Consider the following 24251-nt stretch of genomic DNA (forward strand, 5'->3'; position numbering starts at 1 on the left):
AAAATTCTCCGCGGATTCATTCTGATTCTTAGATCGAATTCAAAACGGTTTCAGCCGATCGATTGCAAAAAAACAAACACTCGCGGCGAAAAAACGGACTCTCAGAAATGAAAGTGAATTACGCGTTGGCGTTTATGCAAGCGAGTGCGGATCGAATTCCGTCCATCGCAGCGGAAACGATTCCACCCGCGTATCCCGCACCTTCTCCGCAAGGAAACAAACCTTGGATGCGGATATGCTGTAAGGAAATCGGATCTCTTGGAATACAAACGGGAGAAGAAGTTCTCGTTTCCGGAGCGTGAACCACCGCATCGTTCGTAAGATATCCTTTCATCGAACGGTCGAATTCTTGAAATCCTTTCCGAAGCGATTGATAAACGAAGTCGGGAAGAACTTCCTGCAACGCCACGGAAGTGATTCCGGGAGTGTAAGAAGTTTTCGGAAGGTCGGCGGAAATTTTTCCATCCACAAAGTCGGCGAGTTTTTGTGCGGGCGCTTTTTGAGTGCGACCGCCCGCAATCCATGCCTTGTGCTCGATCGATTTTTGAAATTCCATCGCCGCTAAAGGACCGTGTTTTGCGAACGGTTTGAAATCCTCTGGTTTCAGTTCGACAACGATTCCCGAGTTTGCGGTCGGTCTCGCTCGTTTGGAGGAAGACCAACCGTTCGTGACGATTTCTTCCTGTTTCGTAGCGCAAGCGGCAATGACTCCGCCGGGACACATGCAAAAAGAGTAAACTCCTCTTCCGTTGATTTGTTTTACGATGCTGTAGGGCGAAGGCGGAAGATACGGACTGCGAACGTCGCAGTTGTATTGAATCGAATCGATGAGCGATTGTCGGTGTTCGACACGGACTCCGACCGCGATCGGTTTCAGCTCGAGTTCGATTCCTTTTTGATAAAGAAGTTCGAATACGTCCCGAGCGGAATGGCCCGTGGCAAGTATTATGTTTTTTGCATGGAACTTATCTCCGTCCTTCGTAACCACGCCTTGAACGGAATTTCCGTTTAATAAGAAATCGGTGACCCGTTTTTCGAAATGAACTTCTCCGCCCATTTCCACGATCTTCTCACGGATTTTCCGGACGATCTTGGGAAGTTTGTTCGTTCCGATATGAGGATGAGCTTCGACGAGAATGTCCTTGCTCGCACCGAAGCCGACGAGCAACTCGAGAATCTGACGAACGTTCCCTCTTTTTTTGGATCTCGTATAAAGTTTGCCGTCCGAATACGTTCCGGCTCCGCCTTCTCCGAAACAATAATTGGAATCTTCGTTTACGTTATGATGAATATTGACTTCTTTTAAATCAAAAGGACGTTTGGAAACGTCCTTACCTCTTTCTAAAAGGACGGGTTTGAACCCGGAAAGAATCAACTGAAGAGCGGCGAAAAGACCGGCAGGACCCGCTCCGATCACGATCACTTCCTGCGCGTTTGATACGTTCGGAAATTCGGGAAGCGGAATCGGAGATTCCACAAAATCTTCCCGGATAAAAACGAGAACTTTCAGATTGAAGTAAACGGTTCTTTGTCTCGCGTCGATCGAACGTTGAACGACCTCTATATGACGGATCTCTTGTGCGTTAATCTTCAGCGTTTTAGAAACGAAAGCCGTGAGGGCTTCGTTTTCTCCCGCGACTTCCGGAAGAACGCGAAGCTGAAGTTCTTGGATCATAAATAGACTAGTTTTGGAGAATGCGCTTCAAAACAATCGTATTTTCTCAATCGATAGGCAGCTTCGGCAGGAAAAACAAAATCAAACAAGCCAAAGAATGCAAGCCCGCGACAAATAGACTCAAGGAAATTAAACCGAAGTGCAAAAAAGGTGCGACCAACGCCGTTCCGCCGGCAGTCACGGTGATGATGGAAAGAAGAATCAAGGAAGATCCCCTGTTGTCGTCGCCATTCGCAGCGATTACTCCTTTCAAAAACCCGGTCGGCCCGCGAAGACCCAAACCCAAATTCATTAAGGGAAAAATTGCGAGAATCCAATTCGGATCGTTATTTCCAAAAATTGAATATACAATCAACAGAATAGAGGCGACCCAAGATAGAGCCGTTCCGAATAGGAGAAGATTCTCCGATTTGATTTTTTTAGTAAGAGAAGAGGAAGAAACGGCGCCGGAAATGAAAAAAGCGACTCCGATGGTCTGCATCAACGCGAACTTGGAAATATCGGAGTTCATCGTTTTGACGATCACCACCGGTGCGCCGAATACGAACACGAGAAGCCCGCCCAAATTCAACGCCTGACTCAAAGAATATCTCTGAAACGTTCCAGAACGAAGCAGGTTCAGATAAGAACCCTGTTTTCCGTTAGTCGAAACGATCGAAGAACCGTCGATTCGAGAAATCAAAAATACGAACGCCAAAGCGGAGGAAAGAAACGCGGTAACGAAAAAAGAATACTTCCAATTACCAAAACTCAAAAGCCAAACGCCTATGATCGGAGCGAATGCAGGCACTAAGGACTCGACGCTTCCAAGAATGCCGAGCGCTTCGGTGGCCCCCTTTTCGTCGAACAGATTCTTTACGATACCGGGCGCTAAAACCGCGGGTGCGGAATAAGCCATTCCCTGCAAAAAGCGAAGAACGATCAAAGTATCGAGATTTTGAGAGAAGGAACAAGATAGAGAGGCAAGCGCGTATAACGTAAGAGAAATAAAAAGAAGGTTGGATGTGCTGATATTGGAAGAGACGCTTCCGAAGACGATCATACCGAGCGCAGTTCCAGCGATAAAAGAAGCGATGACGAACTGAGAGCGTGTCTGATCCCCGCCTAAAATGTCCGGTAAGGAGGGGATGCTTGGGAGAACCAAATCGATGCCCGAAAGTCCCAAAACGGAACCGAGTCCGAGGAGCACACAAATCAAAAGCGGATTTCTATTTTTACCGGCGTTCATTCTAATTCTACTACTTCCATCTTTCTATGAAATCAAATCCAAAGATTAAAATCTAATCTCAGAAAGCAAGGATTAAGAATGACACGCGGCTTTCGCAAACTTCGAATTTATAGAAACGAGCAACTTATGAAAATTCAAAATTAAAACAAAAGGAAGAACGTTAGGAAATTATGAATTTTGAAACCGTTTTGTCCTTCAGATCCTTCGTATTTCGATTGTTGTTATCGATGGCGATCGGCCACAATTACTTCCCCTCGTTCCGGAAACGATCCTTTTGCCATGATGGCAGAAGAAGAAAAATCACACCTGAAAGTAATCCAAGTGGATGAGACTCAACTCGGGGAAAGACTTGAGCGAACTCGTAAGAGGATCAGTGGAAGAAACACTGAACGCTCTGTTAGACGCAGAAGCAGACAAACTCTGCCAAGCCACCAAGTATGAAAGGAATCCGGATCAAGCAGATACACAAGCGGGTTCGTATAATAGAAACTTCGAAACAAAAGCTGGAAAAGTAAAGTTAAAAGTTCCGAAACTTAGAACAATTCCGTTCGAATCGGCGATCATCGAAAGATAAAAACGCAGGAAGAGTTCCGTAGAAGAAGCCAGAGAAGATAAGGAAAGTTGGCATGCTTTTCTAAAACATCTAATGGATCGAGGTCTTAAGGGAGTAAACTTAGTGATCTCTGATAAGTGTTTCGGTTTAGCTGAATCGATTCCTTATTTCTTTCCTGAATCCAAATGGCAGAGATGTATCGTTCATTTCTACAGGAATGTATTTGGGAAAGCTCCGAGGGAATCCTTTAAAGTCATTTCTCAAATGTTTAAGGCGATTCATTCTCAAGAGAACAAAGAAGAAGCTTTAAAGAAAACCAACTTTGTGGTGGAGAGATTGATCGAAATGAAATTGAAGGAAGCTTCCAAGATTCTCTTCGATGGAATCAAAGAGACGCTGGCTTACATGGACTTTCCGTCTGAACATTGGAGAAAAATTCGTACAAACAATCCTTTAGAAAGGATCATTAAAGAGATCAAGAGAAGGACAAAGGTTGTCGGAGCTTTCCCGGATGGGAAGTCGGCTTTCATGTTGGCGACTGCCCGTCTTTGGCATGTCGCTTTTACTAAATGGGGAACTAAAAATTTCAAAGTTCACGGCTTGACATACTTGAGAGCCTTATCTGAAATTCTAATTGTGCGAAACTTTTAAGACACTATCGACGCGGTTGGCACGAGGTTCGAGGCGTCTTAGCGAACCTCGTGCAAGCCGAGTGACAAACTAAGACCGTAGTGAGTGCGAACGTGAACCCCGAATGGCAAACGAAGCGAGGAGACGAAGTGCCTGCTATTATTTCGAATTAAAAATCTTTTCAGGGCTTAAGACTTTTAATATTTTCTTATCCAAAGTCCAAAGTTTTAAATTTCTTTTCATTGCTTCATTGATTATTACAGAATCAATTAGTCCAACGCCTTTATCTTTTAGCTTCTGATCGTATGAAAGCTTTCCTGCTTCAAGAAAGCTATTTTCCGCAGTCAAAGTATTCAAATTTTCCCAATACTCCAATATAAATGAAACTTCTGATTTACTTTTACAGCCTTGGAGAAGTTCTCCAAAGATAACTTCATGCACAATTATTTCAGAAGATTCTATTAAATCTCTTAATTCACTAAAATATGGTTCATTTCTTTTGAAAAACTCGATCCAGATCGAAGTATCAACTAATATCATTATCTATCTCGATTTAGATTTCGTATATTTTCGCTACTAAATCCTTTCTGGAAAGCTAATGGTGATTTATCTAATTTCTGATTTAGTTTCTTAATTTTTGCCTGTTTTAACCATTCAGAAAGTGCCTTCTGCAACGAATCTGTTATATTCTTTCCGCCGGAGTATTTCTGAACTTCCGTTATTAAATCATCGGGTAAAATAGCTGTGACTTTCATACGATTCATGATACGATGTATTTTCGTATTTTGCCAGCCTTTTTTATCATTCTCTCTAATTTCTTTATCTCTCAAAACTTAATTCTAAAATCCAGTTTTGCAGGCATTTCGCATAACGAAAGAGTCTCCTCGACGTTTGCGGTTCTGAAGCGCGCTAAACGCGCGAAAGAATTGGCACAAGGCTTAAGCGAACCTTAGTGAGCGTCTTGCAAGCCGAAGTCACAAAGCAATGTGCGAAGCCGTAGTGAGTCCGAGCGGGGACCGTGAGTGACGAACGAAGCGAGGAGGCGAAGTTAGACGAAGTGCCCTTAATTGCAATAGTTAGAACGATCTTACACTCCTTAATACAAACAAGGAGAAAAAGATGACAACAGCACAAAAGATAATCAAGAACAAGATGGGTCTCTTGAAGTTAGCAGAGACTCTGGGAAACGTATCCAAAGCTTGTAACGTGATGGGTTATTCACGCGATAGCTTCTATCGTTTTCAAGAGTTATACGAGAAGGTAGGAGAACTCGCACTCCAGGATCTGAGTAGACGCAAACCGAATCCTAAAAATCGTATCGAGCCAGAAAAAGAAGAAGCGGTAAAGAAGATGGCGATCGACTTTCCTGCCTATGGACAGCAGAGAGCATCCAATGAATTGAAAAAGCAAGTGATCATAGTTGCTCCTGCGACTGTTCGAAGTGTGTGGGCTCGTCACGATTTGGAAACTTTTCAAAAAAGACTGAAGGCTTTAGAGGCTGCAATGGCTCAAGGCAATTCCCCCGTATTAACCGAATCACAAGTCCAGGCATTAGAAAGGAGGAAATTAGAAAAACAAGTTGAAGGTGAAATAGAAACAGAACATCCCGGATACTTGGGATGCCAAGATACGTATTACGTGGGCACAATCAAGGGTGTAGGAAGGATTTACCAGCAGACCTTTATCGACTCTCTAAAGTAGCGATGGTAAAACTTTACGACAGAAAGAACACATTAGTCGCCTCTGATATGTTAAACGACAAAGTGCCCCCTGGTTTGAGGAAGAAGGCGTTCGCTTGTTGAGGATTCTAACTGATAGAGGAACCGAGTATTGTGGAAATAGGGAACATCATGAATTCCAATTATTCCTTGCTGTGGAAAATATAGACCATTCGAAAACAAAAGCAAGACATCCTCAATCGAACGGCATTTGTGAAAGATTTCATAGAACCATTCAAGATGAATTCTATGCAGTTGCTTTCAGAAAGAAGGTATACAATTCGATTGAGGATTTGCAAAAGGATTTGGATCAGTGGATCGAGTCGTATAACTATGAACGAACACATCAAGGCAAGTATTGTTTTGGCAAAACTCCGATTCAAACTTTCCTTGACGCAAAAGAATTAGCTAAGAAAAAGTATCTCGACAACTTACAGTTTCCGTTATAAAAAGAACTAAGTGTAAGATCTTATTTTGGCTATTACACATTAAACTAGAGATTAAGCTCTCGCCTTACTTTTCGAAATTGAACTGTTCTTAATCTTATAATCTTTTATCAGTATCTCAGTAGGTATTCCTAAATTTTGATTAATTTTTCTGATCATTTCTAAAGTTAATTTTCTTTTTTTGTTTAGAATTTCCGTCGCCCTACTTCGACCACCAATCCAATTTCCCAAATCTACATTCTTTAGATTCTTCTCTTCCATTACCGATTTAATTGCTTCAATTGGATCTGGATTTTCAATCGGATAACGCTTATTTTCATAAGCGTCAACAAGCGTTATTAAAATATCTAATTTGTCATATTCAGGAGTATTTTTTTTTGAGTCCCAAAGTTTATCAATTTCTTTAAGAGCAAACTCATGGTCTTTCACAGATTTTACTGGTTTAATTTCCATTTAAATATCCTCGGCATTAATTTTATCATATTGTTCATGTGTTCCAATAAAGCGAATGAAGACAGTTTGTAGATTATAATGTATCTTTACAATTAGCCTATATTTATTTCCATGAATGTTAAAAACGACTCTACTATTTCTTAAAATACTTGCGTTTCGATACTTTTCTTTAATTACGCTTGGAGAAGCCCAAATTGATTTAGAAGCTTCTTTAAACCACACTTCAATTGGTATTTTTGAATCTAAATATTTTGGATTTTCATAAAAATCTCTTAAAATTTTTCGTGAGATTATCCGCACATCGTCATTTTTTCATGTTACCATTTTGGGAACAACATTTTTCACATCATTTTGAATAAATTCCAAAGTATTATCTTGTCCGGAATTGGAGAAAATTTAGCCCAAAACTTTCGTCTAACGAAAGAGTCTCCTCGACGTTGCGTCTCCGAGCGCTTACGCGCGAAGGAGTTGGCACGAGGTTCGAGTGAGCCTTAGCGAACGTCTCGCGAACCGAAGTGACAAAGCAATGTGCCGGAGGCCGGAGTGAGGGTTGCATTAGCAATCCCGAACGAAGCGAGGAGACGAAGTTATACGCCGTTTTGAATTTTTACACGCTGATAAGCTCTTTGTAACTTTTGATTTCTTTTAATTCACCAGAAATCTTTTCTCTTTCTTCACGAATCTCGTATTCGTCTTGGATACCCATCCAAAACTCAACGGAATTACCAAAAAACTTAGAAAATCGTAACGCTGTATCCGCAGATATTCCTCTTTTGCCATGAATGATTTCACTAATTCTTGTTGGATTTAATTTGGTTTCTTTGGCTAAGCGGTAAGCAGTTACATTCATTGGTAAAAGAAATTCCTCGTAAAGAATTTCACCAGGATGCACATTCGGTATTTTTTTCATAATCGCTCCTAATGATAATCAACAATTTCGACATCGTAAGCGTTACCATCTTTCCATTTAAAGCAAATACGCCACTGGTCATTTATACGAATACTATGTTGACCTGCCATATTACCGGAAAGCTTTTCCAAATGATTAGCAGGTGGAATCTTCAAGTCTTCTATTTGCTTTGACCTAGCAATCATTACCAATTTTCGATATGCAAGCGATTGAATTTGAGTTGGTAGTTTTTTAGAAAACTCTTGATTCCAGATTTTCTCAGTTTCCTTTGATTTAAAGGAGTTAATCACGATATATATTCCTGAATAACAGTAATACTGTCAAGCAGGAATATCGCATTTCTATAACTCAAAAACTGCTTTTATTAACTTTTGTGAGATCGTCGCTTTACTAGAGAATTTCTCAAAATGGCGTATAACGACGTAGGTTTCTCGACGTTTGCGGTTCTGAAGCGTGCCTAAGCACGCGAAAGAATTGGCACGAGGTTCGAGCGACCTTAGTCGCGTCCCGCGAACCGAAGTGACAAAGCAATGTGTCGAAGACCGTAGTGAGGGTCGCATCAGCGATCCCGAACGAAGCGAGGAGACGAAGTTAGACGATGCGATCGCAGGCTACTTGTAACTATCCTTTCGTTGATCAATATCAACGAAGATGACTAATAATTCATTATCTTCTATTAGATAAAATAATCGATATTTTCCAATTCGATATCTATAGAGGCCATCGAAATCACCTTTAAGTTTTTTTATATTAGGTCCAAAGAATGGATTCTTTTTTAAAATCGGATAAACGTAGTCGGTCAGCTTCTTTTGAAGTTGAGAAAATTGACGATCTTTTAACTTACTTTGAAATAACTCTGTCTCTGCTATTTTATATTCAACGGACAACTTTATATTTTCCCTGGGCTGCTTCCTTAATACCTTTCTTTAAAGATGAAACAAGTTGTTTATCAGAGAGAATTTCATCCATTTCTTCATCTGAAGCATAGAATTCGTTCGTTAAATATTGAATTGTTGCGTTTTCAACGAAATTAGAAATTGTCCTCCGCTCTCCTTCTGCAGCTTTTTTGAAAATATCATAAATTGGATCATCAATTCTTAGAGTAATCGTCTTTGACATATTTGAATACCTTCATTTTTATTCAAAATATATCATTATAATTCTTTTGTCAAACCACTTTTGAAACCAAAAAGCGTTCTATAATCTATTTTCTTTTCAAAGCTACCTTTTACTGTAAAGTTTAGCGATCGTGTCGCCTAACGAAAGAGTCTCCTCGACGTTGCGTCCCTGAAGCGCATTTGCGCGAAGGGCTGGCACGAGGTTCGAGCGAGCCTTAGCGAGCGTCCCGCGAACCGAAGTGACAAAGCAATGTGGCTTTAGCCCGGAGTGAGGGTTGCATTAGCAATCCCGAAGGAAGCGAGGAGACGAAGTTAGTTGCAGTAGTGGCTTTAGCTACCTACCCTATCTTTTAAGCTCTTCCTCTACTTTATCTGAAAGCAAAAGTTTTATTAAAGATTGATACGGAATGTCTTTCTTGTTCGCCATAACTTTCAATCTATCAATTAGTGCTTCAGGCAATCTAAGTGAAATCATTTTTGTTGTAGGCTTTAAATTCGGAAAAGATACTTTTTTTGCCTTCGAATAATCGATATAGTCAGTAGAATCATTCTTTGACCAAAAATCAATTTCTGCACTCTCTGTTTTTAAAGACGGTATTTTTTTACGAGTTTTCATAGACTTTTCTTTCCCGAAGTGTCATTTCACGAACTGAGATAGGACGGATCTTATCTTTACGAATCGTTATTACTGCGAACAACTTTCTCCCTGAATTCGTAATCCCTAAAACGATATATCGATCTTCTTTTCCTGAATGGTAATCATCCGGTATTACAAGTAAAGGATCGTTAAAAAAGATTTCTTCTATTTCACCTGGCTTTACTTTGTGCTTTTTCCAGTTCTTTTCAATATTACCGAAATCTCAGTCAAAACCTGTAATTTGGCTTAAATCCGGTAATTCCATTTGTATATTCCTAAAATATACGAAAGAAAGTGAGTTTCAAGCAAAATTAATCACATACTCTCCGTTTTTCTTCCAATTCCTTTTATAGAGATTTTAAAATCAAACGCTGCTTTCAAATTTATTTTTGCCACTATTGCAACTAACGACGTAGGTTTCTCGACGTTTGCGGTTCTGAAGCGCGCTAAACGCGCGAAAGAATTGGCACGAGGTTTGAGTGAGCCTTAGCGAACGGTCACAAGCCGAGCGACAAAGCAAATGTGCCGAAGGCCAAGCGAGGGTTGCGGAGCGATCCCGAACGAAGCGAGGAGACGAAGTTAGGCGCTGGGTCGCGTTTATACTTTTAATAAGTTTTGTAAAAACTTTCCTTTTAATGTTTTATAAATAGAAAAGTCTGAATCAATACTAATAATCCGTTCAATCCCTTCTCTTTCCGCTATACACATTAAAGATGCATCGGCTAAATCCATAGGCAAGTCAGAATATTTTTTCATACGATTTTTTATATATCGAAGATCTTCCAAGCTTATGTCTAAGACTTTTATGCTTCCTCTTTCAATCCATTCTAAGAAATCAGATTGGGCTTCTATTGAAAAAGAAAGTAAATAAACGGCCTCAGTAACGACTGGCCACGATGAAAATAACGAACCTTTATAAGATTTAATAAATTTGTATGTTGATTTGTGAAATTTATCGTTAGAATTGAATAAAGCAACAATTGGACCAGAATCAATTAGAGCTACGTTTTGCATTCTTATCTTTAATTGATTGATGAAGATATTTTTTTCGATTTTGAGCTAAATCTGAAATGCCAGAAGAATGCTTTCCAAACAAATCTTCTCCTAACTCGAATGGAGTTTTTATACGTCCATGATTTTTAATATACTCTAAAATGGAATCTTTAACTATTTCTGAACGACTTTTACCTTCAGATTTGGCAAAAGAATCCAATTTTCTTTCTAAATCAGGTGGCAAACGTAAGCTTATCATTTTTCATATGTATTACGAATATGTATGACGGTCAAGGAACTTATTTGATCGAAAAGGCTTTTATTTCAAGCCAATTCGCGACCTTGCGCCTAACGAAAGAGTCTCCTCGACGTTGCGTCTCCGAGCGCTTACGCGCGAAGGAGTTGGCACGAGGTTCGAGTGAGCCTTAGCGAACGTCTCGCGAACCGAAGTGACAAAGCAATGTGCCGGAGGCCGGAGTGAGGGTTGCATTAGCAATCCCGAACGAAGCGAGGAGACGAAGTTAAGCGATGGTGGCGTTAATTAAATTAAGGAATTGTGTAATTCCATTTCTTTTTGTAAGATCGTATTAACAATTGTACTAAGATCTTTATTCTTCTTAAGTGCGATTTTCTTATAGTATTCTTCTAATTGCGGATCAAGATATACCGGAAAATGAAGATCCTTTAAATCCCGTGAGTAAACACCACGCTTGCCTTTTGAAAAATCGTATTCTTCTCTCATATATTAGATATCAGCTGAGTAGTATTGAGCTTTTTCTGAATTTGTAGCTGGCCTCGCCGATATGATCCTTATTATTTCTTCATCATTTTGTGATCGATCAACAAAAATTACGACCGCGATAGTAATATTTTCAATTGTCCCAAGTGCAATTTCTCTTACTTCATCAATAGAATGGTCTGGATCAGAAATGTAAATCGTTCTCGGGTCAGCAAAAACTAATGATGCTTCTCCAAATGAAAGACCATGCTTTTGAATATTTATCCTTTCTTTTTCAAGATCCCATTCAAAGCGCACTTTAATAGTATAATCGATATACTAAATATTTGTAAAGTCTTTAATTTTTTCTCTCATTGGCTTTTATCGAAAGATATTTGTATTAAGATTCAAGTTCGCCACTGTCGCTTAACGAAAGAGTCTCCTCGACGTTGCAGCCGCAAGCGCATTAGCGCGACGCGGTTGGCACGAGGTTCGAGCGACCGTAATCGCGTCCCGCGAACCGAAGTGACAAAGCAATGTGGCTTTAGCCCGTAGTGAGGGACGCATTAGCGATCCCGAACGAAGCGAGGAGACGAAGTTAGACGATCGTGCGTGCTTTAATTTAAGCCTTAATCATTTCAGAATTAAGAATATTTAATGTTTTTCCTTTTTTCGTTTTGTAAAAAAGGAAATCACTGTCCAAAGTTAAAATATCTTTAATTCCATATATTTCGGAAAGGCTAACAAGAGAAGCATCCGTAAAATCCATCGGGCGATCTGAATATTTTTCCATATAATAATATATAAATGGAAAATGCTCATTATCTTGATTTAAAATTGTAACCGCTCCGTCTTTAATCCATTCAATGAATGAATTCTGAACTTGCTTATTATCAGATAATAAATATGAAACTTCTGTTACCACGGCAATAGTCGTAAATAATCTTCCTTTGAAATCCTTGAGAAACAATCTGATGCTGTTACAATAAACATCTGATTCATCGAAAAAGGCAACAATAGGTCCAGTATCAATAATTGCTTTTATCATTTGCCTTTTTGCTTTTTCAATATTGCATCTTTAATATACTTTTGATGATTTACCGATTTATCTGAAATCTCACTCTTATATTGACCAAAGTATTTTTTACCCAATTCATAGGCCGATGGCTTTTGCGCAAAATTATCAATGTAATAAACTAAAGACTCTTTAAGAACTTCTGATTTGCTTTTATTTTCAATTTTAGCTACTTCTGACAGTTTCTTTTCTAATTCCGGGGGTAATCGAAGACTAATCATAAAAAACACCTTTTGTATTACGAACGTAATACATTTTCAAATTCGGTCAACGAAATTTTTACACTTTTTCGAATTACAAAAATGAATTTATAAAGACATTTTCATCGCAAAAGTCATTTCGCACGCATGTCGTCTAACGAAAGAGGCTTCTCGACGTTTGCGTTTCTGGAGCGCGCTAAACGCGCGGAAGAATTGGAACGAGGCTTGAGTGAGCCTTAGCGAACGATCACAAGCCGAGTGACAAAGCAAATGTGCCGAAGGCCAAGCGAGGGTTGCAAAGCAATCCCGATGCGCCGCGAGAAGCCGCAGTTAGCCGAAGTAGCGCCTGATCGGGAGCCCACGGACGGGCGACTCGGGGACAAATGCTATATTTTTTATATTTTGTTTGCTAAATTTACAATTGGAAAATTTCGGTTTTTATTCTTTTTTCAGATAATATTCGTGAATTAAGATAAAATTATCTCGAATAGTTTTTATCTGTTCCCCTATAGTATCGAGACCACTCACAGTTTCTTGTGGAAATAACTCTAAAGCTATTGTTTCAGGATTCTTGTTTTTTTCCATTAATGTGTTGTGGATCGAGTCGTATAATTCAAGGTAAAAACAAGTTAAAAGCATTGTTCGGGACCGACTGAGCCGAATTTTATGATTTCTAATCATTACATCGATTAGTTGAATAGTTCTAATGATAGAATTTATAGTTTCTTGAATGTGATTTTTATTTTGTAGGCTTTCCTTTCCCCAAAATGAATTCGCTTCCTTTGCTTTTGTTGCTATAACATTCATCAACAATAACTTAAGCTGAAACTTCGGTCCGATGAAAGCAGCATAGAGTGCCACCAAAAAAGCTAAAATGGAAATTATGATTGGAAGCCAACTCATATTCTTATTAAGACTTTCTATCCATTTTCATATATTTGCATGAACATTGTATTCCAAATTGACTTCCAACATTGCTTAAGTACCAAGCTTTATCTGCACATTGATTTTCTGTATCGAAGGCTTTTGGAGGGAATTGTTTCAACGAACCTTGCACAAAAGATGGTGGCAGATTAGAATTTCCAGTTGCAACGCAAATTGACCAATAGTGTGGCTTCGTATAAAGCTCTTTCTCTTCTTTTTCTTTCGCTATTTTTTCGTTTAATTCCGCTTGCTTATCATCTGCACTTTGAGCAGTTAGAACAGCATTTAAGTTTTCACAATAATACATTTGGCCGGGAAACTTTTTGCCAGCATTGCACGAGTAAGCGTTATTACAAAATACAAGGTTTGCTCCTTTTGCAAAGGATTGATTTTTGACATCATTAAGTAGATCCTCAGTAGTCGGTGACTGTGAAGGAGAATACTCAGCTTCAGGTGCATCTCCGAGGTAGGTACATTTAGAGTAGACTGAACTTGGGTTTTGAACGTTTTCCTGAAGAGATTTTAGAAATGAATCGTAGCTTTTAACTTTATCGCCGACACGCATAAAAATTTGAACATTTCTTGCTTCAGGCCTAAGCTCATAACTTTTGCAATAAAATAGCACTATTGATACTATTATATACAATAGGCAAATTAACATTTTATTTTTCTTCATGTGTTCATTCTCCAAACTTCATATACACAATAATTCTATAATAACTTTTAAATAAGAATTTTTTTTACTCTCGAGCGAGCCAGGACGGCTGGCTTAAATTTTTGCGCTATTTCGGCTAACGACGTAGGTTTCTCGACGTTTGCGTTCCCGAAGCCGCTTGCGCGCGAAGGGATTTAAACTCAACTTGAGTGAGCCTTAGCGAACGTCTTGCAAGTTGAGTTTAAAAGCAAATGTGCCGGAGGCCAAGCAAGGGTCGCATTAGCGATCCCGAACGAAGCGAGGAGCCGCAGTTAGACGACGGTTTTTATCAAGTTGATTGGAATGCTAATCAACCAACATTTCCTTTATAACCAGTTTCAGTTTATGAACCGTTTTAGGATCTATTTTCCCTAACTTTTTTATCAAACGCGTTTTATCCACTGTTCGAATTTGATCTAATACAACCCAACCTTTTTTTCCTTGAAATGTTAATTCAACTCTTGTGGGATAAGATCGAGATTTAGTTGTCATTGGTGCAATAATAATTGTTCCAATAGTTTTGTTCATTTCATTAGGTGAGATTATTACACAGGGTCTTGATTTTTTGATCTCATGTCCAATAGTCGGATCCAAATTTATTAAATATACCTCGTATTGAGAAATCACCATTCCCAATCCTTATTTGATAAATCTATTGAATCAGGAATAAGTAATTTATCATCTTTATTAGATGACATTGTCTTAAACTGTTTTTCCCACCCTTCTCTCGGTTTCGATTTCAGAGGAACAATAATTAGTTTATTATTATCGATTAGTAAATCTACTTCTTCTTCAATATGACATTCTTCTAAAACTGCTTTAGGAATCCGAATACCTTTAGAATTGCCTATTTTTACAACTGAAGCTTTCATAGTAATTACTATGTAATTACATCAAAATTTGTCAACCAAAAAGATATTGTTCTCTTGCCTTGAAGGCATTGGAATTGCGAACAACCGATTTCTATACTAAGTATCTTAGGAACTTTAATTTCAAAAAGATATTTAAAAACTGTCGTCTAACGACGCAGGTTTCTCGACGTTTGCGGTTCTGGAGCGCGCTAAACGCGCGGAAGAATTGGCGCGAGGCTTGAGACGCCGTAGCGTCGTCTCGCAAGCCGAGTGACAAAGCAAATGTGCCGGAGGCCGTAGTGAGGATCGCATGAGCGATTCCGAAGCGCCGCGAGAAATCGCAGTTAGGCGGCGTAATCTCATTTTCTTACTTCTAACCTAATCCTTTCTCAAATCATTAGAAGCTTCCATTTTCTTTTCACCTGTATTGATTATTAAAGCAAAAAACTTATCAGATGAAAGCCCCGCTATTAGTGATAAAAATGCTAAGCTATAAGGATTGAAAAATCCAGGATCAAATGAAGAATTCAAAAACAGTATTGCCTTACCACCAATAATCGCAATATATGCAGCAAATCCTGTTAAGAAGCCGAGAACCGCATTTGATAAGTTAATACTTTGCTGCTTACGAAAACTATGTATAAAAGTGCCTACGATAGCAGATGATATCATTAAAGCAGAAAGCAACGCTTGATATGAGAATGTTTCTATCGGATTTATCGATATTGCTTTAACTTTGATAGTCGCCGATTTCGATTCGAGTAACTTCGATTCTACTTGCATTTTAAACTCTTGAAACCCTTGTTCAGAACTCACTCCAGAATGCTGCTTAGAATATTCATCTAAATAATTCAAAGTGTCTTCTAAGCTTTTAGTAACCTCATAGCTTTTTCTTTCTTCCGCCGTCATAGCCATAATATGCTTAATTGAATAATATGGAGAGCCTGTAATACTTAGGTCTTGAATTGTATTCAACTGCCTTTTACTTACATTCAGCTCTTGCTTAACTTCATACTCAGAAGTAGTAAATTGAGACTCTCGAATCTGTTCCTCTAACAATTTAATTTTCTTTTCCAGAGACTTAATTGCATTGGATCGCGATTCAATTTCTGCAAGAGCGGTAATTGCCGAATAAAATGAAAGAATCAGAAATAAACTTGCTACAGAAACGTTTGCTATTTTTCTAATTATTTCCAAATATCTTAGGTAATTCTTCATATCAAGTCTCGTTTAGAGATTATGCCGCCTAACGAAAGAGTCTCCTCGACGTTGCGTCCCTGAAGCGCATTTGTGCGAAGGGTTGGCACGAGGTTCGAGTGAGCCTTAGCGAACGACTCGCGAACCGAAGTGGCAAAGCAATGTGGCTTTAGCCCGGAGTGAGGGTCGCATTAGCGATCCCGAACGAAGCGAGGAGACGAAGTTATGCGATGTGCCACTTTATTCAGTAACCGTCAAACGCCCAATGGTTTTTGTTTTTATTTCTAAAATCTGATTTTCAGGAAATTCAGTGATAAAAAAATCTTTATCGATTGTGTTATTGATTTTGTTATATTTCTTCAATATACCAGTTTTATTAACAAGATCTATTAAAATATATTCCTTATAAATCGAAAATTCAGCGCGGCCAATTTCTTTACTTTGGCCTATGTTATAAAATAATAATACAAGAAGAATAGGAGAAAGCACTGGACCGAATAAGAATAAAGCTCGAGAAAGATTTATAGATTTATCTATCGTGGTTTTAATTTTTTCAACCTCTTCGAAAATAGAAGCAGAATCATTTTCCATTGCCTCGATTGCTTTCGTAATTTTCTTTTTTTTATTTCGACTTATACTTAAATCAGATGCCTCTAACTTTAATCTATCAGTCCTTGTACGTGCATCATTGGATTTCTCATAAAGTTCTTGTGCTCGCCTATCTAAATCTTCATAAGCGCGTAGATCTTTTCCTACTTTGTACAAAAGGATAGAGATTTGCATTAGTGAAAAGAATTGAGAGACTATCAGATAATAAATGGAGAGGCTAAATTTGTAATATAGAAATACCAAGGCAACGGGGAATATTAAAATAAGAATACTTACTGCCGAAATTTTGTTTTTTATGGCGTTAACTATTTTAAAATCTAATAAATTCAATACTGTTAGAATAAGATAAAAAAACAAAATTATGACAGCCATCAAAATTACAAAAGTAAATGGATATATCAATTCCCGATAATCAATTTGAATAAATTCGGCTGGAATTTTGTAATGATCAAATTTGCCTAGTTTGAAGATGAACGCTAATGTATAAGTAAATCCAGTAAATAATATTACCAAGAATGCTTCAGGAATTCGATTAAACACTTTTAATATACCGAACTAATTAGATATTTTGCCGCGATGAAAACCGATGTGGCATGTCGCATAACGACGTAGGTTTCTCGACGTTGCGTGCCCGAGCGCTTGTGCGCGAAGGGACGATGAGGTTCGCTCGTCTTTAAACATCAAAGCGAACCGAAATCGAGCAATGTGGCGAAGCCCGGAGTGAGGGTTGCATTAGCAATCCCGAACGGAGCGAGGAGACGAAGTTATGCGTAGTCGCTTTGATATTAAAACTTTAAATAAAAACAGCAGGAGAAACATTAAATCTTTTAGACAACGCTTTAACTTGTCTTACATTTAATTCCCTTTTACCATTCAAAATTTCAGATACAACGCCTTGACTACCAAGCTCTTTCATATCTTTTTGAGAAAGTCCACGCTCTTCCATTAAAGACTTTAAAATTTCAATCGGATCCGATTCAATCTCTATGAAGTGATCGGATTCATAGGATTCAACAATGTTGCCAATTGTTTCCATCAATGGAGCTAATGAATGCTTTTCGTCGTTGCCTACTTCATCAATTAAATCATCTAATATTTCTACGAGTTTTTTATATTGCTTTTGAGTTCTCGGATATGAAATAACCTCTTTAATCTCAGGCCATACGTTCTTTACTTTTTCTAATTCAGCAATCATTTCATACCTTCCATTTTCCCTTGTCATATTCTGAATGAGTTAGGATTTCTCTAATATATACTTTTTTCCTATTAAAGTGAATAGCTGCAATAAGTCTGAAATTATTACCAGATATGTTAAAAACGAATAAATTTTGTACAATATCTGTTGAAGGAAAAACCTTTCTTAAATCTGAAAAATTACCAAAATCCGTCTTACTTAAGACTTTATACCATAATTCCAGTGAAGATCTTGATTTAGGATATTGTTCAATAAATTCTGTAATTTTTCGCCTACTGATTACATGCACAAATCACAGAATATCTCATATTGAGATATTCTGCAAGATTTATTTCATTCTTCAGAGAATTATTTTAAGCGATCCCGAACGAAGCGAGGAGACGAAGTTATACGCCGTAGGCTTTAATTTTGATTACAACCCTATGACCGCTGAAATTGAATAAACTATTTCTTTTTTATCTTTGTTTTTTGTTAATGTAAAATATTCACCGAATTCATTTTTCGATAAACTTATATCTTTGTTTATGATATTTTTTTCATTAGATTTTTTGAGTATGCTTAAAATTTTTGCAATATTTATGCTAGATTCGTTGTGTTTCTTGATTATTGAAAGTGATTTTTGAATTTCCAAATAATAATCTATCTTGTTATTAATGGGAAATTTGAAAGTATATTCAATCCAATAATTTTCACATCCTTTATTCTCAATAATGATGAATTGTTGATTATTGAAAGTAAAGGATTCAGTAAAAATTTGTTTTTGATTTGAAAAAGTAGTTCTAATTTTTATAGGAAAATTAGAACTGAGGGTTGCGACAGGTTCTCCCCTCTGACATTCTTCTGCTAATAAAATGTTTAAATATGAAAGAATTGATAATATGAGAAATATGATATATTTCATGATGTTTTTCTTAAATAATAAAAACGGATAGGACCATCTTTGAAAGATTATTCTAAAATTTTAAGAATCATTAGAATCATAGAGTATTTTTAATGATATAAATTATTGCATTTTTTATGATTTTTTAAAAAAAATATTTTTATAATATTTATTCTGCCTATGGCGTATAACGACGTAGGTTTCTCGACGTTCGCGGTTCTGGAGCGCGCTAAACGCGCGGAAGAATTGGAACAAGGCTTGAGACGCCTTAGCGTCGTCTCGCAAGCCGAGAGACAAAGCGAATGTGCCGAAGGCCGTAGTGAGGGTCGCACTAGCGATCCCGAACGAAGCGAGAAACCGCAGTTAGACGACGTGCGCAAGAATCACCAAAGCGTCTTTAACCCTTGCGATTTATATTTTTTCATTTCCGAATCTTTGCTTATCAATGTAAACTTTCTTAAAATACACTGCCAAATCAACATTCTATCAAACGGATCGCGGTGATACGTCGTTTTTAATTGATCATATGTACTTGCATCGACCGATTCAAGATTAATAATCTCAATATTTGATTTAGAGAGAAATTCAGGAATTTGAGATGGTTTTATTCCTGAAAGATTAAGTTTGCCTAATCTAAATTTCAAAGAAATTTCCCAAAGGGAGACCGTACTAACGCAGATCCGGTTCTCTGAGTTTTCTATTGTTTCTTTAACTTTCTTACTTAACAGATTCGATGAACCGATAGCCCAAAGAATGACGTGAGTATCAAGCAAATAATTCATTCTAACTTAAGAACTCTTCTTCGGAAATCTCAAAATCTCTCGCGAAAGAAATTTGCAGCTTCCCATCCAATAATCCAATTTTTCTTTTCTCTTTCTTTTTACTTTGCATTGGAACAATCATGGCAATAGGTTTCTTTCCCTTACCATATAATATTCCTACATTTTCACCATTTTTAACCGATTCTAAGACTTCAGAAAAATGCGATTTAAGTTCACCGACCGGATATGATTTCATATTTAGAATTTATTCATTCTTGTCTACTTGTCAAATATTAATCCGCTCAGAATTTTAGAATAAAACGTAAAAAAATCACCTTTCAACGAAAGGTATTTATTATAAAATCTTTTTAAAGTGTTCACTTTGCGCATGTTCGTCTAACGAAAGAGTCTCCTCGACGTTGCGTCCGCAAGCGCATTAGCGCGACGCGGTTGGCACGAGGTTCGAGTGAGCCTTAGCGAACGGCTCGCGAACCGAAGTGGCAAAGCAATGTGCCGGAGGCCGTAGTGAGCGCGAGCGGGAACCGTGAGACGCGAACGAAGCGAGGAGACGAAGTTAGCCGAAGTGTGGCGTTTTGAGATCAGTAATTTCTTTTTCTAAAGCTCTCTGAACTAATTGATTCAAAGAGATACCTTCTCTCAAAGATTTTCTATAGACGCGTCTATGAAGCTCTGTCGGTATGCGAACATTAAATGAACCTTTAAAAGATTTCTCTGGACTTTTTTTAGCTTTTTGACATAAAATTAAATAATCGTCTACTGATTCTTGAAATGCCTTCTTTAATTGTTTAACTGATTCACCTTCAAAGGAAACTAAATCTTCGATTCCTTCTATTTTTCCAAAAAATATTTCATCATCTGCATCAAAATGAACAGAGCCTAAAAATCCGTTATACTCGATAATATCTTTCATTTTATATAGCCCTCCGATTTTAATTCGTCTAAAATTTGATTTATCTGGTACGACTTCAAAATATTTTTAGGATGAGGTTTATGAAGTCTTATTATATGTTTGGTTTCTGAATGAATCCAAGCGACTCTTGAACCAGAGGATTTGCCGGAATTGCTTTCATTATATCCATAACTAGAGAGTAGCTTTCTAAGCTCATCGTAAGAGAAATCTCTTGGTTTTCCTTTGAATCTTTCTACTAACTTTTCACCCTTTGACACAGTCCTATTCTAAAGCTAATTCTCAGAATTGCAACTAATTTTTAGTGGCATTTTCATCCCAATTTCGAATGCAAAAGGCAGCCACATTTCGTCTAACGAAAGAGTCTCCTCGACGTTGCGTGTCCAAGCGCTTGTGCGCGACGCGGTTGGCACGAGGTTCGAGTGAGCCTTAGCGAACGTCCCGCGAACCGAAGTGACAAAGCAATGTGGCTTTAGCCCGAAGTGAGGGTCGCATTAGCGATCCCGAACGAAGCGAGGAGACGAAGTTATGCGAAGGTTTCGATTACAAAGTCTTAAAGCTTAATTCTTGTGCTATCTTATTGAAATCTTTGTCATACGAAAAAATAAGTAACTCTTCCCCGAGTTCATTGCGAAACTCAATAGCCGTTGACAAATGTAAAGCATCTAAAGTCCTGCAACCAGAAAGTAAATCTTCGTTATTCAGATTTTCCATTGTAGAAGAATCTAAATTTTTGAGATTTATCTCCTCGAGCAGTTTATCGAGTTCCGTTAATTTTCTCTCTTTCCAGCCTGTACCAAGTTTCTTTTTATTATGAAAGTAAGCCCTTTTAATACTTATTTTACATTCTGCTTCCAATAATATCGAACTTACTCTGAGTTCCGTTGCCTTCCAGATTGAAATCGATTTATCTAAAGTTGGTTCTTGAAAGATAATTGATAGCAAAACACTTGAATCTATATAGACTATCATCTCAGACACGATCAGAGCGAGAATCTTTGTGAATGGCTTCCCATTCTATTTTTGACATACTTTTAGGATGCTTTTTGACTATTGAATCAATCTGCGACTTATTTCTTTTCGCAAGCTTAATCTTTCCTATTCGATTCTGCTCTTCCAAATATAGGTATAAACGTTTCTTTGAATCTTCTAAAAATTCAGACGGTTTTTTAATCTCCGCTATTACTTGCTCATGCTCTGTAATAACGATTGTTTCCCCGGCTTTTACCAAGTGTAAATATTTACTTAGGTTATTTTTAAGATCCCTAATTCCAACAGATTTCATGCTCTAATTATAGCCACAGTGGCTCTTTTTCAAGCTGTTTTTTATCTCAAATAAAATTTTGCTAAACTTTCGCCTAACGAAAGAGTCTCCTCGACGTTGCGTCCGCAAGCGCATTAGCGCGACGCGGTTGGCACGAGGTTCGAGTGAGCCTTAGCGAACGGCTCGCGAACCGAAGTGGCAAAGCAATGTGGTTTTAGCCCGTAGTGAGGGTCGCATGAGCGATCCCGAACGAAGCGAGGAGACGAAGTTATGCGACGGTTTGAGCTCTTTCAATTATTTTACAATACAATAAATGTTATAATCTTCGAGTTCCTTGATAAATTTGTATTCATTCGAATTTGGATCATCCGTTGATGTCTTATAACTTTTATCTTTTGATGTATCTACCCAAATAATGATAACGAAACGATAACCTAATCTATAAATGAATGCTTGGCCGATCGCTTCGCGGATGCTTGCACCAGTCCTAATCACTTTCACTTCGATCGCGATTCCGTCATTTGCGATACTCATATCCGGCCTATGGTCATGACCAAATGCTGTTATTCTAGTCATAACTTGCTGAATATTTCTTTGATCTATGAAATCATCGAAATTTGGCTGTAACGCGCCGGAAAGTCTATCTTCAAATTTTCGTTCATCATCGGAGTTAATATCTAGAGATACGCGCTGAACGATTTTAAGTATTTTTTCTACACTTTCCCAATAGTAACCAGTCTTTCTACTCGCTAAAAATACAGACATTTTGAATTAACTCCTTTTGAGGCACTTGGATTCATAACATATTTCTGATAAAATGATAGGCTAATTTTTAAATACCAAACGGTTTAATATTTAATTAGCAATTTTATATCTTTCCGAATATTTTCCAAACTGTCGCATAACGAAAGAGTCTCCTCGACGTTGCGGCTCCGAGCGCATATGCGCGAAGGAGTTGGCACGAGGTTCGAGCGACCTTAGTCGCGTCTTGCGAACCGAAGTGGCAAAGCAATGTGCCGGAGGCCGGAGTGAGGGTCGCATTAGCGATCCCGAACGAAGTGAGGAGACGAAGTTATGCGACGGTTTCACTTTATTGAATGTCTTTTAAGAGAATATTTTTTACCTTGGTTTGATTATCCATTGCTTCTTGAGTCCCGATAATTTTTGCATTTTTAGTCACCATATAATTAAGCTTAAATTCTTCTATAATTTCATCATAAATAAATTGAATAAAAATAACTTCAAATAACTTATTTGCTTTTTTCGCATAACTTAAAGTAAGCGATACCTTATCTTTATTTAATGCTTTGATAATAATATCCGGATTGTCAATTTCTTTAAAATAATATTGAACAATAGGAGTTCCTTTAAGTTTAAATAAATAAGAATCAATTTTATTAGGATTTTTTCTGTTTAAAACTGATTGCTCGAATATCGCTTGGACAAAGTAATAAAATAATTTTAGCTCTTGAAGAGCAGAATCAAGAACTGCATCTCTGATTTTATCATGAAAATATGCATATATTAGAGACGAAAAAGTTATAATAACTTCAGGAGGTGCATCTAGTGATTTATTAAACTGATGCAAGAAATTGAAATTATAATTTGAAGTTTTCTTAACTTGATCAACAATATTCTTTTCAATATTTTCTCTTTCCTTATAATGATTTCTATCTAACGTAAGAAGAGTTATTTCGTCTTTTTCTATTTCATTGTCTTGCGGCGACATTGGTGATTCCACTTTATCACCTTCCAGAATCACTAAATTCCCTAAATCCGGGTCCTTGAAGTTGGATGTCTTATCAAAAATATCTTGAATTCCATATAATTCGTAATGCCCGTCATCGGCTCTGATAATTTCCACACTCTCAATTCGACCTATATATGGAAGGGATGAGTCATGCAGTAATCCAACAAATTTTGGAATCTTTGCTTCATTAAATTGTCTTTGCGCTGATTGCAAAGCTTCCAGTGTAAAAATATCTCCTTGGAGATCCTGTCGAGTTGTCATCATTAATATTTTTGTTTTCATTCAAAATCCTTTGAAACTGTCGCATAACGAAAGAGTCTCCTCGACGTTGCGGCCGCAAGCGCATTAGCGCGACGCGGTTGGCACGAGGTTCGAGTGAGCCTAGCGGACGGCTCGCGAACCGAAGTGGCAAAGCAATGTGGCTTTAGCCCGTAGTGAGGGACGCATTAGCGATCCCGAACGAAGCGAGGAGACGAAGTTATGCGCTGAAGCCCCTTCTCTATCAAAATTAAAGTTTTAATTTTTCTAAAGTCTTTATAATGCTTTCTAGTGAAACGCTTCCATCAGCGATCCCAATCGTAAGTTCATATAATAAATCGTCTTGGTCTTCTATTTCAATTCCGTTTAGATCGAGAAAGATAAGAGCGGACGCAAGTGCTACGCGCTTATTTCCATCAACAAAGGCGTGATTTTTACATATATAAAATAAATATGCAGCAGCCTTTTGTATTAAGCCTGTATGAAATTCTTGATTATCAAAGCTCGAAAGTGGTTGAGAAATTGCTGACGCAACCGTAAGAACCGCCGTATTCTTCGATCTGGTTTTTATGAATATATAATACTT

36 protein-coding genes and 2 pseudogenes are annotated in these 24251 nt (G+C 37.9%); 2 read left to right on the forward strand and 36 right to left on the reverse strand.

Annotation, left to right across the window (positions count from 1 at the left end; translation table 11 throughout):
- Positions 1-118: 118 nt before the first annotated feature.
- Positions 119-1675: an NAD(P)/FAD-dependent oxidoreductase gene (locus LFX17_RS19680; RefSeq protein WP_238748727.1), complete on the reverse strand. Its 1557-nt coding sequence runs from the start codon at positions 1673-1675 to the stop codon at positions 119-121.
- A gap of 46 nt (positions 1676-1721) precedes the next feature.
- Positions 1722-2903 (reverse strand): MFS transporter, encoded by a 1182-nt coding sequence (locus tag LFX17_RS19685; RefSeq protein ID WP_238748728.1) that lies wholly within the window; start codon positions 2901-2903, stop codon positions 1722-1724.
- Positions 2904-3228: 325 nt separating this feature from the next.
- On the opposite strand from LFX17_RS19685, the pseudogene LFX17_RS19690 reads away from it, so the two are divergent.
- A pseudogene (locus LFX17_RS19690) lies at positions 3229-4107 on the forward strand (IS256 family transposase).
- A 138-nt stretch (positions 4108-4245) separates the two neighbouring features.
- Here LFX17_RS19690 and LFX17_RS19695 read toward each other — a convergent pair.
- Complete coding sequence (locus LFX17_RS19695; protein ID WP_238731889.1) at positions 4246-4626, reverse strand: PIN domain-containing protein; 381 nt, start codon at positions 4624-4626, stop codon at positions 4246-4248.
- Complete coding sequence (locus tag LFX17_RS19700; protein WP_218740797.1) at positions 4626-4841, reverse strand: DUF2191 domain-containing protein; 216 nt, start codon at positions 4839-4841, stop codon at positions 4626-4628. The genes LFX17_RS19695 and LFX17_RS19700 overlap by 1 nt, the downstream gene beginning before the upstream one ends.
- A 364-nt stretch (positions 4842-5205) precedes the next feature.
- On the opposite strand from LFX17_RS19700, the pseudogene LFX17_RS19705 reads away from it, so the two are divergent.
- Positions 5206-6253: pseudogene (locus tag LFX17_RS19705) on the forward strand (IS481 family transposase).
- Positions 6254-6304: 51 nt separating this feature from the next.
- Here LFX17_RS19705 and LFX17_RS19710 read toward each other — a convergent pair.
- The 32 genes from LFX17_RS19710 to LFX17_RS20900 all read right to left on the reverse strand — a co-directional run bounded on the left by LFX17_RS19710 (position 6305) and on the right by LFX17_RS20900 (position 24242).
- Positions 6305-6703 (reverse strand): helix-turn-helix domain-containing protein, encoded by a 399-nt coding sequence (locus LFX17_RS19710; RefSeq protein ID WP_238731890.1) that lies wholly within the window; start codon positions 6701-6703, stop codon positions 6305-6307.
- A complete protein-coding gene (locus tag LFX17_RS20895) occupies positions 6704-7003 on the reverse strand; it encodes a type II toxin-antitoxin system HigB family toxin (RefSeq protein ID WP_319937454.1) in 300 nt (99 codons plus the stop codon).
- A 307-nt stretch (positions 7004-7310) separates the two neighbouring features.
- Positions 7311-7613, reverse strand: coding sequence for a HigA family addiction module antitoxin (locus tag LFX17_RS19720; protein ID WP_238731891.1), 303 nt, complete (start codon positions 7611-7613; stop codon positions 7311-7313).
- An 8-nt stretch (positions 7614-7621) separates the two neighbouring features.
- Entirely contained in the window at positions 7622-7903 is a 282-nt protein-coding gene (locus LFX17_RS19725; RefSeq protein WP_238731892.1) for a type II toxin-antitoxin system RelE/ParE family toxin, read from the reverse strand.
- Positions 7904-8224: 321 nt separating this feature from the next.
- Positions 8225-8500 (reverse strand): type II toxin-antitoxin system RelE family toxin, encoded by a 276-nt coding sequence (locus tag LFX17_RS19730; RefSeq protein ID WP_238731893.1) that lies wholly within the window; start codon positions 8498-8500, stop codon positions 8225-8227.
- Positions 8490-8732 (reverse strand): CopG family transcriptional regulator, encoded by a 243-nt coding sequence (locus tag LFX17_RS19735; protein ID WP_238731894.1) that lies wholly within the window; start codon positions 8730-8732, stop codon positions 8490-8492. Before LFX17_RS19735 ends, LFX17_RS19730 begins: the two co-directional genes overlap by 11 nt.
- A 342-nt stretch (positions 8733-9074) precedes the next feature.
- Entirely contained in the window at positions 9075-9347 is a 273-nt protein-coding gene (locus LFX17_RS19740; RefSeq protein ID WP_135686010.1) for a BrnA antitoxin family protein, read from the reverse strand.
- Entirely contained in the window at positions 9334-9579 is a 246-nt protein-coding gene (locus LFX17_RS19745) for a BrnT family toxin (RefSeq protein ID WP_238732083.1), read from the reverse strand. Before LFX17_RS19745 ends, LFX17_RS19740 begins: the two co-directional genes overlap by 14 nt.
- Positions 9580-9965: 386 nt before the next feature.
- Entirely contained in the window at positions 9966-10382 is a 417-nt protein-coding gene (locus LFX17_RS19750) for a type II toxin-antitoxin system VapC family toxin (protein WP_238731895.1), read from the reverse strand.
- On the reverse strand, positions 10360-10620 hold the full coding sequence (locus LFX17_RS19755) for a ribbon-helix-helix protein, CopG family (protein WP_238731896.1): 261 nt from the start codon (positions 10618-10620) through the stop codon (positions 10360-10362). Before LFX17_RS19755 ends, LFX17_RS19750 begins: the two co-directional genes overlap by 23 nt.
- Before the next feature lie 282 nt (positions 10621-10902).
- The gene (locus LFX17_RS19760; RefSeq protein ID WP_238731899.1) at positions 10903-11103 is read right to left on the reverse strand and encodes a toxin-antitoxin system, antitoxin component; all 201 of its coding nucleotides are present in this window, start codon (positions 11101-11103) and stop codon (positions 10903-10905) included.
- Between the two features lie 3 nt (positions 11104-11106).
- Positions 11107-11397 (reverse strand): BrnT family toxin, encoded by a 291-nt coding sequence (locus LFX17_RS19765; protein WP_238731900.1) that lies wholly within the window; start codon positions 11395-11397, stop codon positions 11107-11109.
- Positions 11398-11701: 304 nt separating this feature from the next.
- Positions 11702-12127 (reverse strand): type II toxin-antitoxin system VapC family toxin, encoded by a 426-nt coding sequence (locus LFX17_RS19770; protein ID WP_238731901.1) that lies wholly within the window; start codon positions 12125-12127, stop codon positions 11702-11704.
- Positions 12124-12375, reverse strand: a complete 252-nt coding sequence (locus tag LFX17_RS19775) for a ribbon-helix-helix domain-containing protein (protein ID WP_238731902.1) — start codon at positions 12373-12375, stop codon at positions 12124-12126. Before LFX17_RS19775 ends, LFX17_RS19770 begins: the two co-directional genes overlap by 4 nt.
- A gap of 417 nt (positions 12376-12792) precedes the next feature.
- The gene (locus LFX17_RS19780; protein WP_238731903.1) at positions 12793-13257 is read right to left on the reverse strand and encodes a hypothetical protein; all 465 of its coding nucleotides are present in this window, start codon (positions 13255-13257) and stop codon (positions 12793-12795) included.
- A 7-nt stretch (positions 13258-13264) separates the two neighbouring features.
- Positions 13265-13954 carry a hypothetical protein gene (locus LFX17_RS19785; protein WP_238748729.1) on the reverse strand — a complete coding sequence of 230 codons (690 nt, stop codon included), beginning with the start codon at positions 13952-13954 and terminating at the stop codon, positions 13265-13267.
- A 324-nt stretch (positions 13955-14278) separates the two neighbouring features.
- Positions 14279-14602, reverse strand: a complete 324-nt coding sequence (locus LFX17_RS19790; protein WP_238731905.1) for a type II toxin-antitoxin system PemK/MazF family toxin — start codon at positions 14600-14602, stop codon at positions 14279-14281.
- Positions 14596-14844, reverse strand: a complete 249-nt coding sequence (locus LFX17_RS19795; protein WP_238731906.1) for an AbrB/MazE/SpoVT family DNA-binding domain-containing protein — start codon at positions 14842-14844, stop codon at positions 14596-14598. The genes LFX17_RS19790 and LFX17_RS19795 overlap by 7 nt, the downstream gene beginning before the upstream one ends.
- Positions 14845-15201: 357 nt before the next feature.
- Positions 15202-16041: a hypothetical protein gene (locus LFX17_RS19800; RefSeq protein WP_238731907.1), complete on the reverse strand. Its 840-nt coding sequence runs from the start codon at positions 16039-16041 to the stop codon at positions 15202-15204.
- A 219-nt stretch (positions 16042-16260) separates the two neighbouring features.
- Entirely contained in the window at positions 16261-17169 is a 909-nt protein-coding gene (locus LFX17_RS19805; protein WP_238731908.1) for a hypothetical protein, read from the reverse strand.
- A gap of 253 nt (positions 17170-17422) precedes the next feature.
- On the reverse strand, positions 17423-17824 hold the full coding sequence (locus LFX17_RS19810) for a helix-turn-helix domain-containing protein (RefSeq protein WP_238731909.1): 402 nt from the start codon (positions 17822-17824) through the stop codon (positions 17423-17425).
- Between the two features lies 1 nt (position 17825).
- Positions 17826-18113 carry a type II toxin-antitoxin system HigB family toxin gene (locus LFX17_RS19815; RefSeq protein WP_238731910.1) on the reverse strand — a complete coding sequence of 96 codons (288 nt, stop codon included), beginning with the start codon at positions 18111-18113 and terminating at the stop codon, positions 17826-17828.
- A 123-nt stretch (positions 18114-18236) separates the two neighbouring features.
- Positions 18237-18725, reverse strand: a complete 489-nt coding sequence (locus LFX17_RS19820; RefSeq protein ID WP_238748730.1) for a hypothetical protein — start codon at positions 18723-18725, stop codon at positions 18237-18239.
- 362 nt (positions 18726-19087) lie between these two features.
- Positions 19088-19486, reverse strand: coding sequence for a type II toxin-antitoxin system VapC family toxin (locus tag LFX17_RS19825; RefSeq protein WP_238731912.1), 399 nt, complete (start codon positions 19484-19486; stop codon positions 19088-19090).
- A 1-nt stretch (position 19487) separates the two neighbouring features.
- Positions 19488-19721: a type II toxin-antitoxin system Phd/YefM family antitoxin gene (locus tag LFX17_RS19830; protein ID WP_238731913.1), complete on the reverse strand. Its 234-nt coding sequence runs from the start codon at positions 19719-19721 to the stop codon at positions 19488-19490.
- A gap of 318 nt (positions 19722-20039) precedes the next feature.
- On the reverse strand, positions 20040-20396 hold the full coding sequence (locus LFX17_RS19835) for a type II toxin-antitoxin system HicB family antitoxin (protein ID WP_238731914.1): 357 nt from the start codon (positions 20394-20396) through the stop codon (positions 20040-20042).
- On the reverse strand, positions 20393-20653 hold the full coding sequence (locus LFX17_RS20770) for a type II toxin-antitoxin system HicA family toxin (protein WP_238731915.1): 261 nt from the start codon (positions 20651-20653) through the stop codon (positions 20393-20395). The genes LFX17_RS19835 and LFX17_RS20770 overlap by 4 nt, the downstream gene beginning before the upstream one ends.
- A gap of 283 nt (positions 20654-20936) precedes the next feature.
- Positions 20937-21365 (reverse strand): PIN domain-containing protein, encoded by a 429-nt coding sequence (locus LFX17_RS19845; RefSeq protein ID WP_238732084.1) that lies wholly within the window; start codon positions 21363-21365, stop codon positions 20937-20939.
- A 1-nt stretch (position 21366) separates the two neighbouring features.
- On the reverse strand, positions 21367-21678 hold the full coding sequence (locus LFX17_RS19850) for a type II toxin-antitoxin system Phd/YefM family antitoxin (RefSeq protein WP_238731916.1): 312 nt from the start codon (positions 21676-21678) through the stop codon (positions 21367-21369).
- Between the two features lie 273 nt (positions 21679-21951).
- On the reverse strand, positions 21952-22422 hold the full coding sequence (locus LFX17_RS19855; protein WP_238731917.1) for a hypothetical protein: 471 nt from the start codon (positions 22420-22422) through the stop codon (positions 21952-21954).
- Positions 22423-22747: 325 nt separating this feature from the next.
- Positions 22748-23689 carry a hypothetical protein gene (locus LFX17_RS19860; RefSeq protein WP_238731918.1) on the reverse strand — a complete coding sequence of 314 codons (942 nt, stop codon included), beginning with the start codon at positions 23687-23689 and terminating at the stop codon, positions 22748-22750.
- Between the two features lie 226 nt (positions 23690-23915).
- On the reverse strand, positions 23916-24242 hold the full coding sequence (locus LFX17_RS20900) for a type II toxin-antitoxin system death-on-curing family toxin (RefSeq protein WP_319937458.1): 327 nt from the start codon (positions 24240-24242) through the stop codon (positions 23916-23918).
- Positions 24243-24251 lie beyond the last annotated feature (9 nt).

This window comes from Leptospira sanjuanensis (genome assembly GCF_022267375.1).
Lineage (GTDB): Bacteria > Spirochaetota > Leptospiria > Leptospirales > Leptospiraceae > Leptospira > Leptospira sanjuanensis.

Excerpts from the sequence above, each read along its gene's own strand:
- LFX17_RS19680 (WP_238748727.1), bottom strand. The coding sequence starts at position 1,675 with ATGATCCAAGAACTTCAGCTTCGCGTTCTTCCGGAAGTCGCGGGAGAA.
- LFX17_RS19685 (WP_238748728.1), bottom strand. The coding sequence starts at position 2,903 with ATGAACGCCGGTAAAAATAGAAATCCGCTTTTGATTTGTGTGCTCCTC.
- LFX17_RS19695 (WP_238731889.1), bottom strand. The coding sequence starts at position 4,626 with ATGATATTAGTTGATACTTCGATCTGGATCGAGTTTTTCAAAAGAAAT.
- LFX17_RS19700 (WP_218740797.1), bottom strand. The coding sequence starts at position 4,841 with ATGAAAGTCACAGCTATTTTACCCGATGATTTAATAACGGAAGTTCAG.
- LFX17_RS19710 (WP_238731890.1), bottom strand. The coding sequence starts at position 6,703 with ATGGAAATTAAACCAGTAAAATCTGTGAAAGACCATGAGTTTGCTCTT.
- LFX17_RS19720 (WP_238731891.1), bottom strand. The coding sequence starts at position 7,613 with ATGAAAAAAATACCGAATGTGCATCCTGGTGAAATTCTTTACGAGGAA.
- LFX17_RS19735 (WP_238731894.1), bottom strand. The coding sequence starts at position 8,732 with ATGTCAAAGACGATTACTCTAAGAATTGATGATCCAATTTATGATATT.
- LFX17_RS19740 (WP_135686010.1), bottom strand. The coding sequence starts at position 9,347 with ATGAAAACTCGTAAAAAAATACCGTCTTTAAAAACAGAGAGTGCAGAA.
- LFX17_RS19750 (WP_238731895.1), bottom strand. The coding sequence starts at position 10,382 with ATGCAAAACGTAGCTCTAATTGATTCTGGTCCAATTGTTGCTTTATTC.
- LFX17_RS19755 (WP_238731896.1), bottom strand. The coding sequence starts at position 10,620 with ATGATAAGCTTACGTTTGCCACCTGATTTAGAAAGAAAATTGGATTCT.
- LFX17_RS19760 (WP_238731899.1), bottom strand. The coding sequence starts at position 11,103 with ATGAGAGAAGAATACGATTTTTCAAAAGGCAAGCGTGGTGTTTACTCA.
- LFX17_RS19770 (WP_238731901.1), bottom strand. The coding sequence starts at position 12,127 with ATGATAAAAGCAATTATTGATACTGGACCTATTGTTGCCTTTTTCGAT.
- LFX17_RS19775 (WP_238731902.1), bottom strand. The coding sequence starts at position 12,375 with ATGATTAGTCTTCGATTACCCCCGGAATTAGAAAAGAAACTGTCAGAA.
- LFX17_RS19780 (WP_238731903.1), bottom strand. The coding sequence starts at position 13,257 with ATGAGTTGGCTTCCAATCATAATTTCCATTTTAGCTTTTTTGGTGGCA.
- LFX17_RS19785 (WP_238748729.1), bottom strand. The coding sequence starts at position 13,954 with ATGAAGAAAAATAAAATGTTAATTTGCCTATTGTATATAATAGTATCA.
- LFX17_RS19790 (WP_238731905.1), bottom strand. The coding sequence starts at position 14,602 with ATGGTGATTTCTCAATACGAGGTATATTTAATAAATTTGGATCCGACT.
- LFX17_RS19795 (WP_238731906.1), bottom strand. The coding sequence starts at position 14,844 with ATGAAAGCTTCAGTTGTAAAAATAGGCAATTCTAAAGGTATTCGGATT.
- LFX17_RS19800 (WP_238731907.1), bottom strand. The coding sequence starts at position 16,041 with ATGAAGAATTACCTAAGATATTTGGAAATAATTAGAAAAATAGCAAAC.
- LFX17_RS19810 (WP_238731909.1), bottom strand. The coding sequence starts at position 17,824 with ATGATTGCTGAATTAGAAAAAGTAAAGAACGTATGGCCTGAGATTAAA.
- LFX17_RS19820 (WP_238748730.1), bottom strand. The coding sequence starts at position 18,725 with ATGAAATATATCATATTTCTCATATTATCAATTCTTTCATATTTAAAC.
- LFX17_RS19825 (WP_238731912.1), bottom strand. The coding sequence starts at position 19,486 with ATGAATTATTTGCTTGATACTCACGTCATTCTTTGGGCTATCGGTTCA.
- LFX17_RS19830 (WP_238731913.1), bottom strand. The coding sequence starts at position 19,721 with ATGAAATCATATCCGGTCGGTGAACTTAAATCGCATTTTTCTGAAGTC.
- LFX17_RS19835 (WP_238731914.1), bottom strand. The coding sequence starts at position 20,396 with ATGAAAGATATTATCGAGTATAACGGATTTTTAGGCTCTGTTCATTTT.
- LFX17_RS19845 (WP_238732084.1), bottom strand. The coding sequence starts at position 21,365 with ATGATAGTCTATATAGATTCAAGTGTTTTGCTATCAATTATCTTTCAA.
- LFX17_RS19850 (WP_238731916.1), bottom strand. The coding sequence starts at position 21,678 with ATGAAATCTGTTGGAATTAGGGATCTTAAAAATAACCTAAGTAAATAT.
- LFX17_RS19855 (WP_238731917.1), bottom strand. The coding sequence starts at position 22,422 with ATGTCTGTATTTTTAGCGAGTAGAAAGACTGGTTACTATTGGGAAAGT.
- LFX17_RS19860 (WP_238731918.1), bottom strand. The coding sequence starts at position 23,689 with ATGAAAACAAAAATATTAATGATGACAACTCGACAGGATCTCCAAGGA.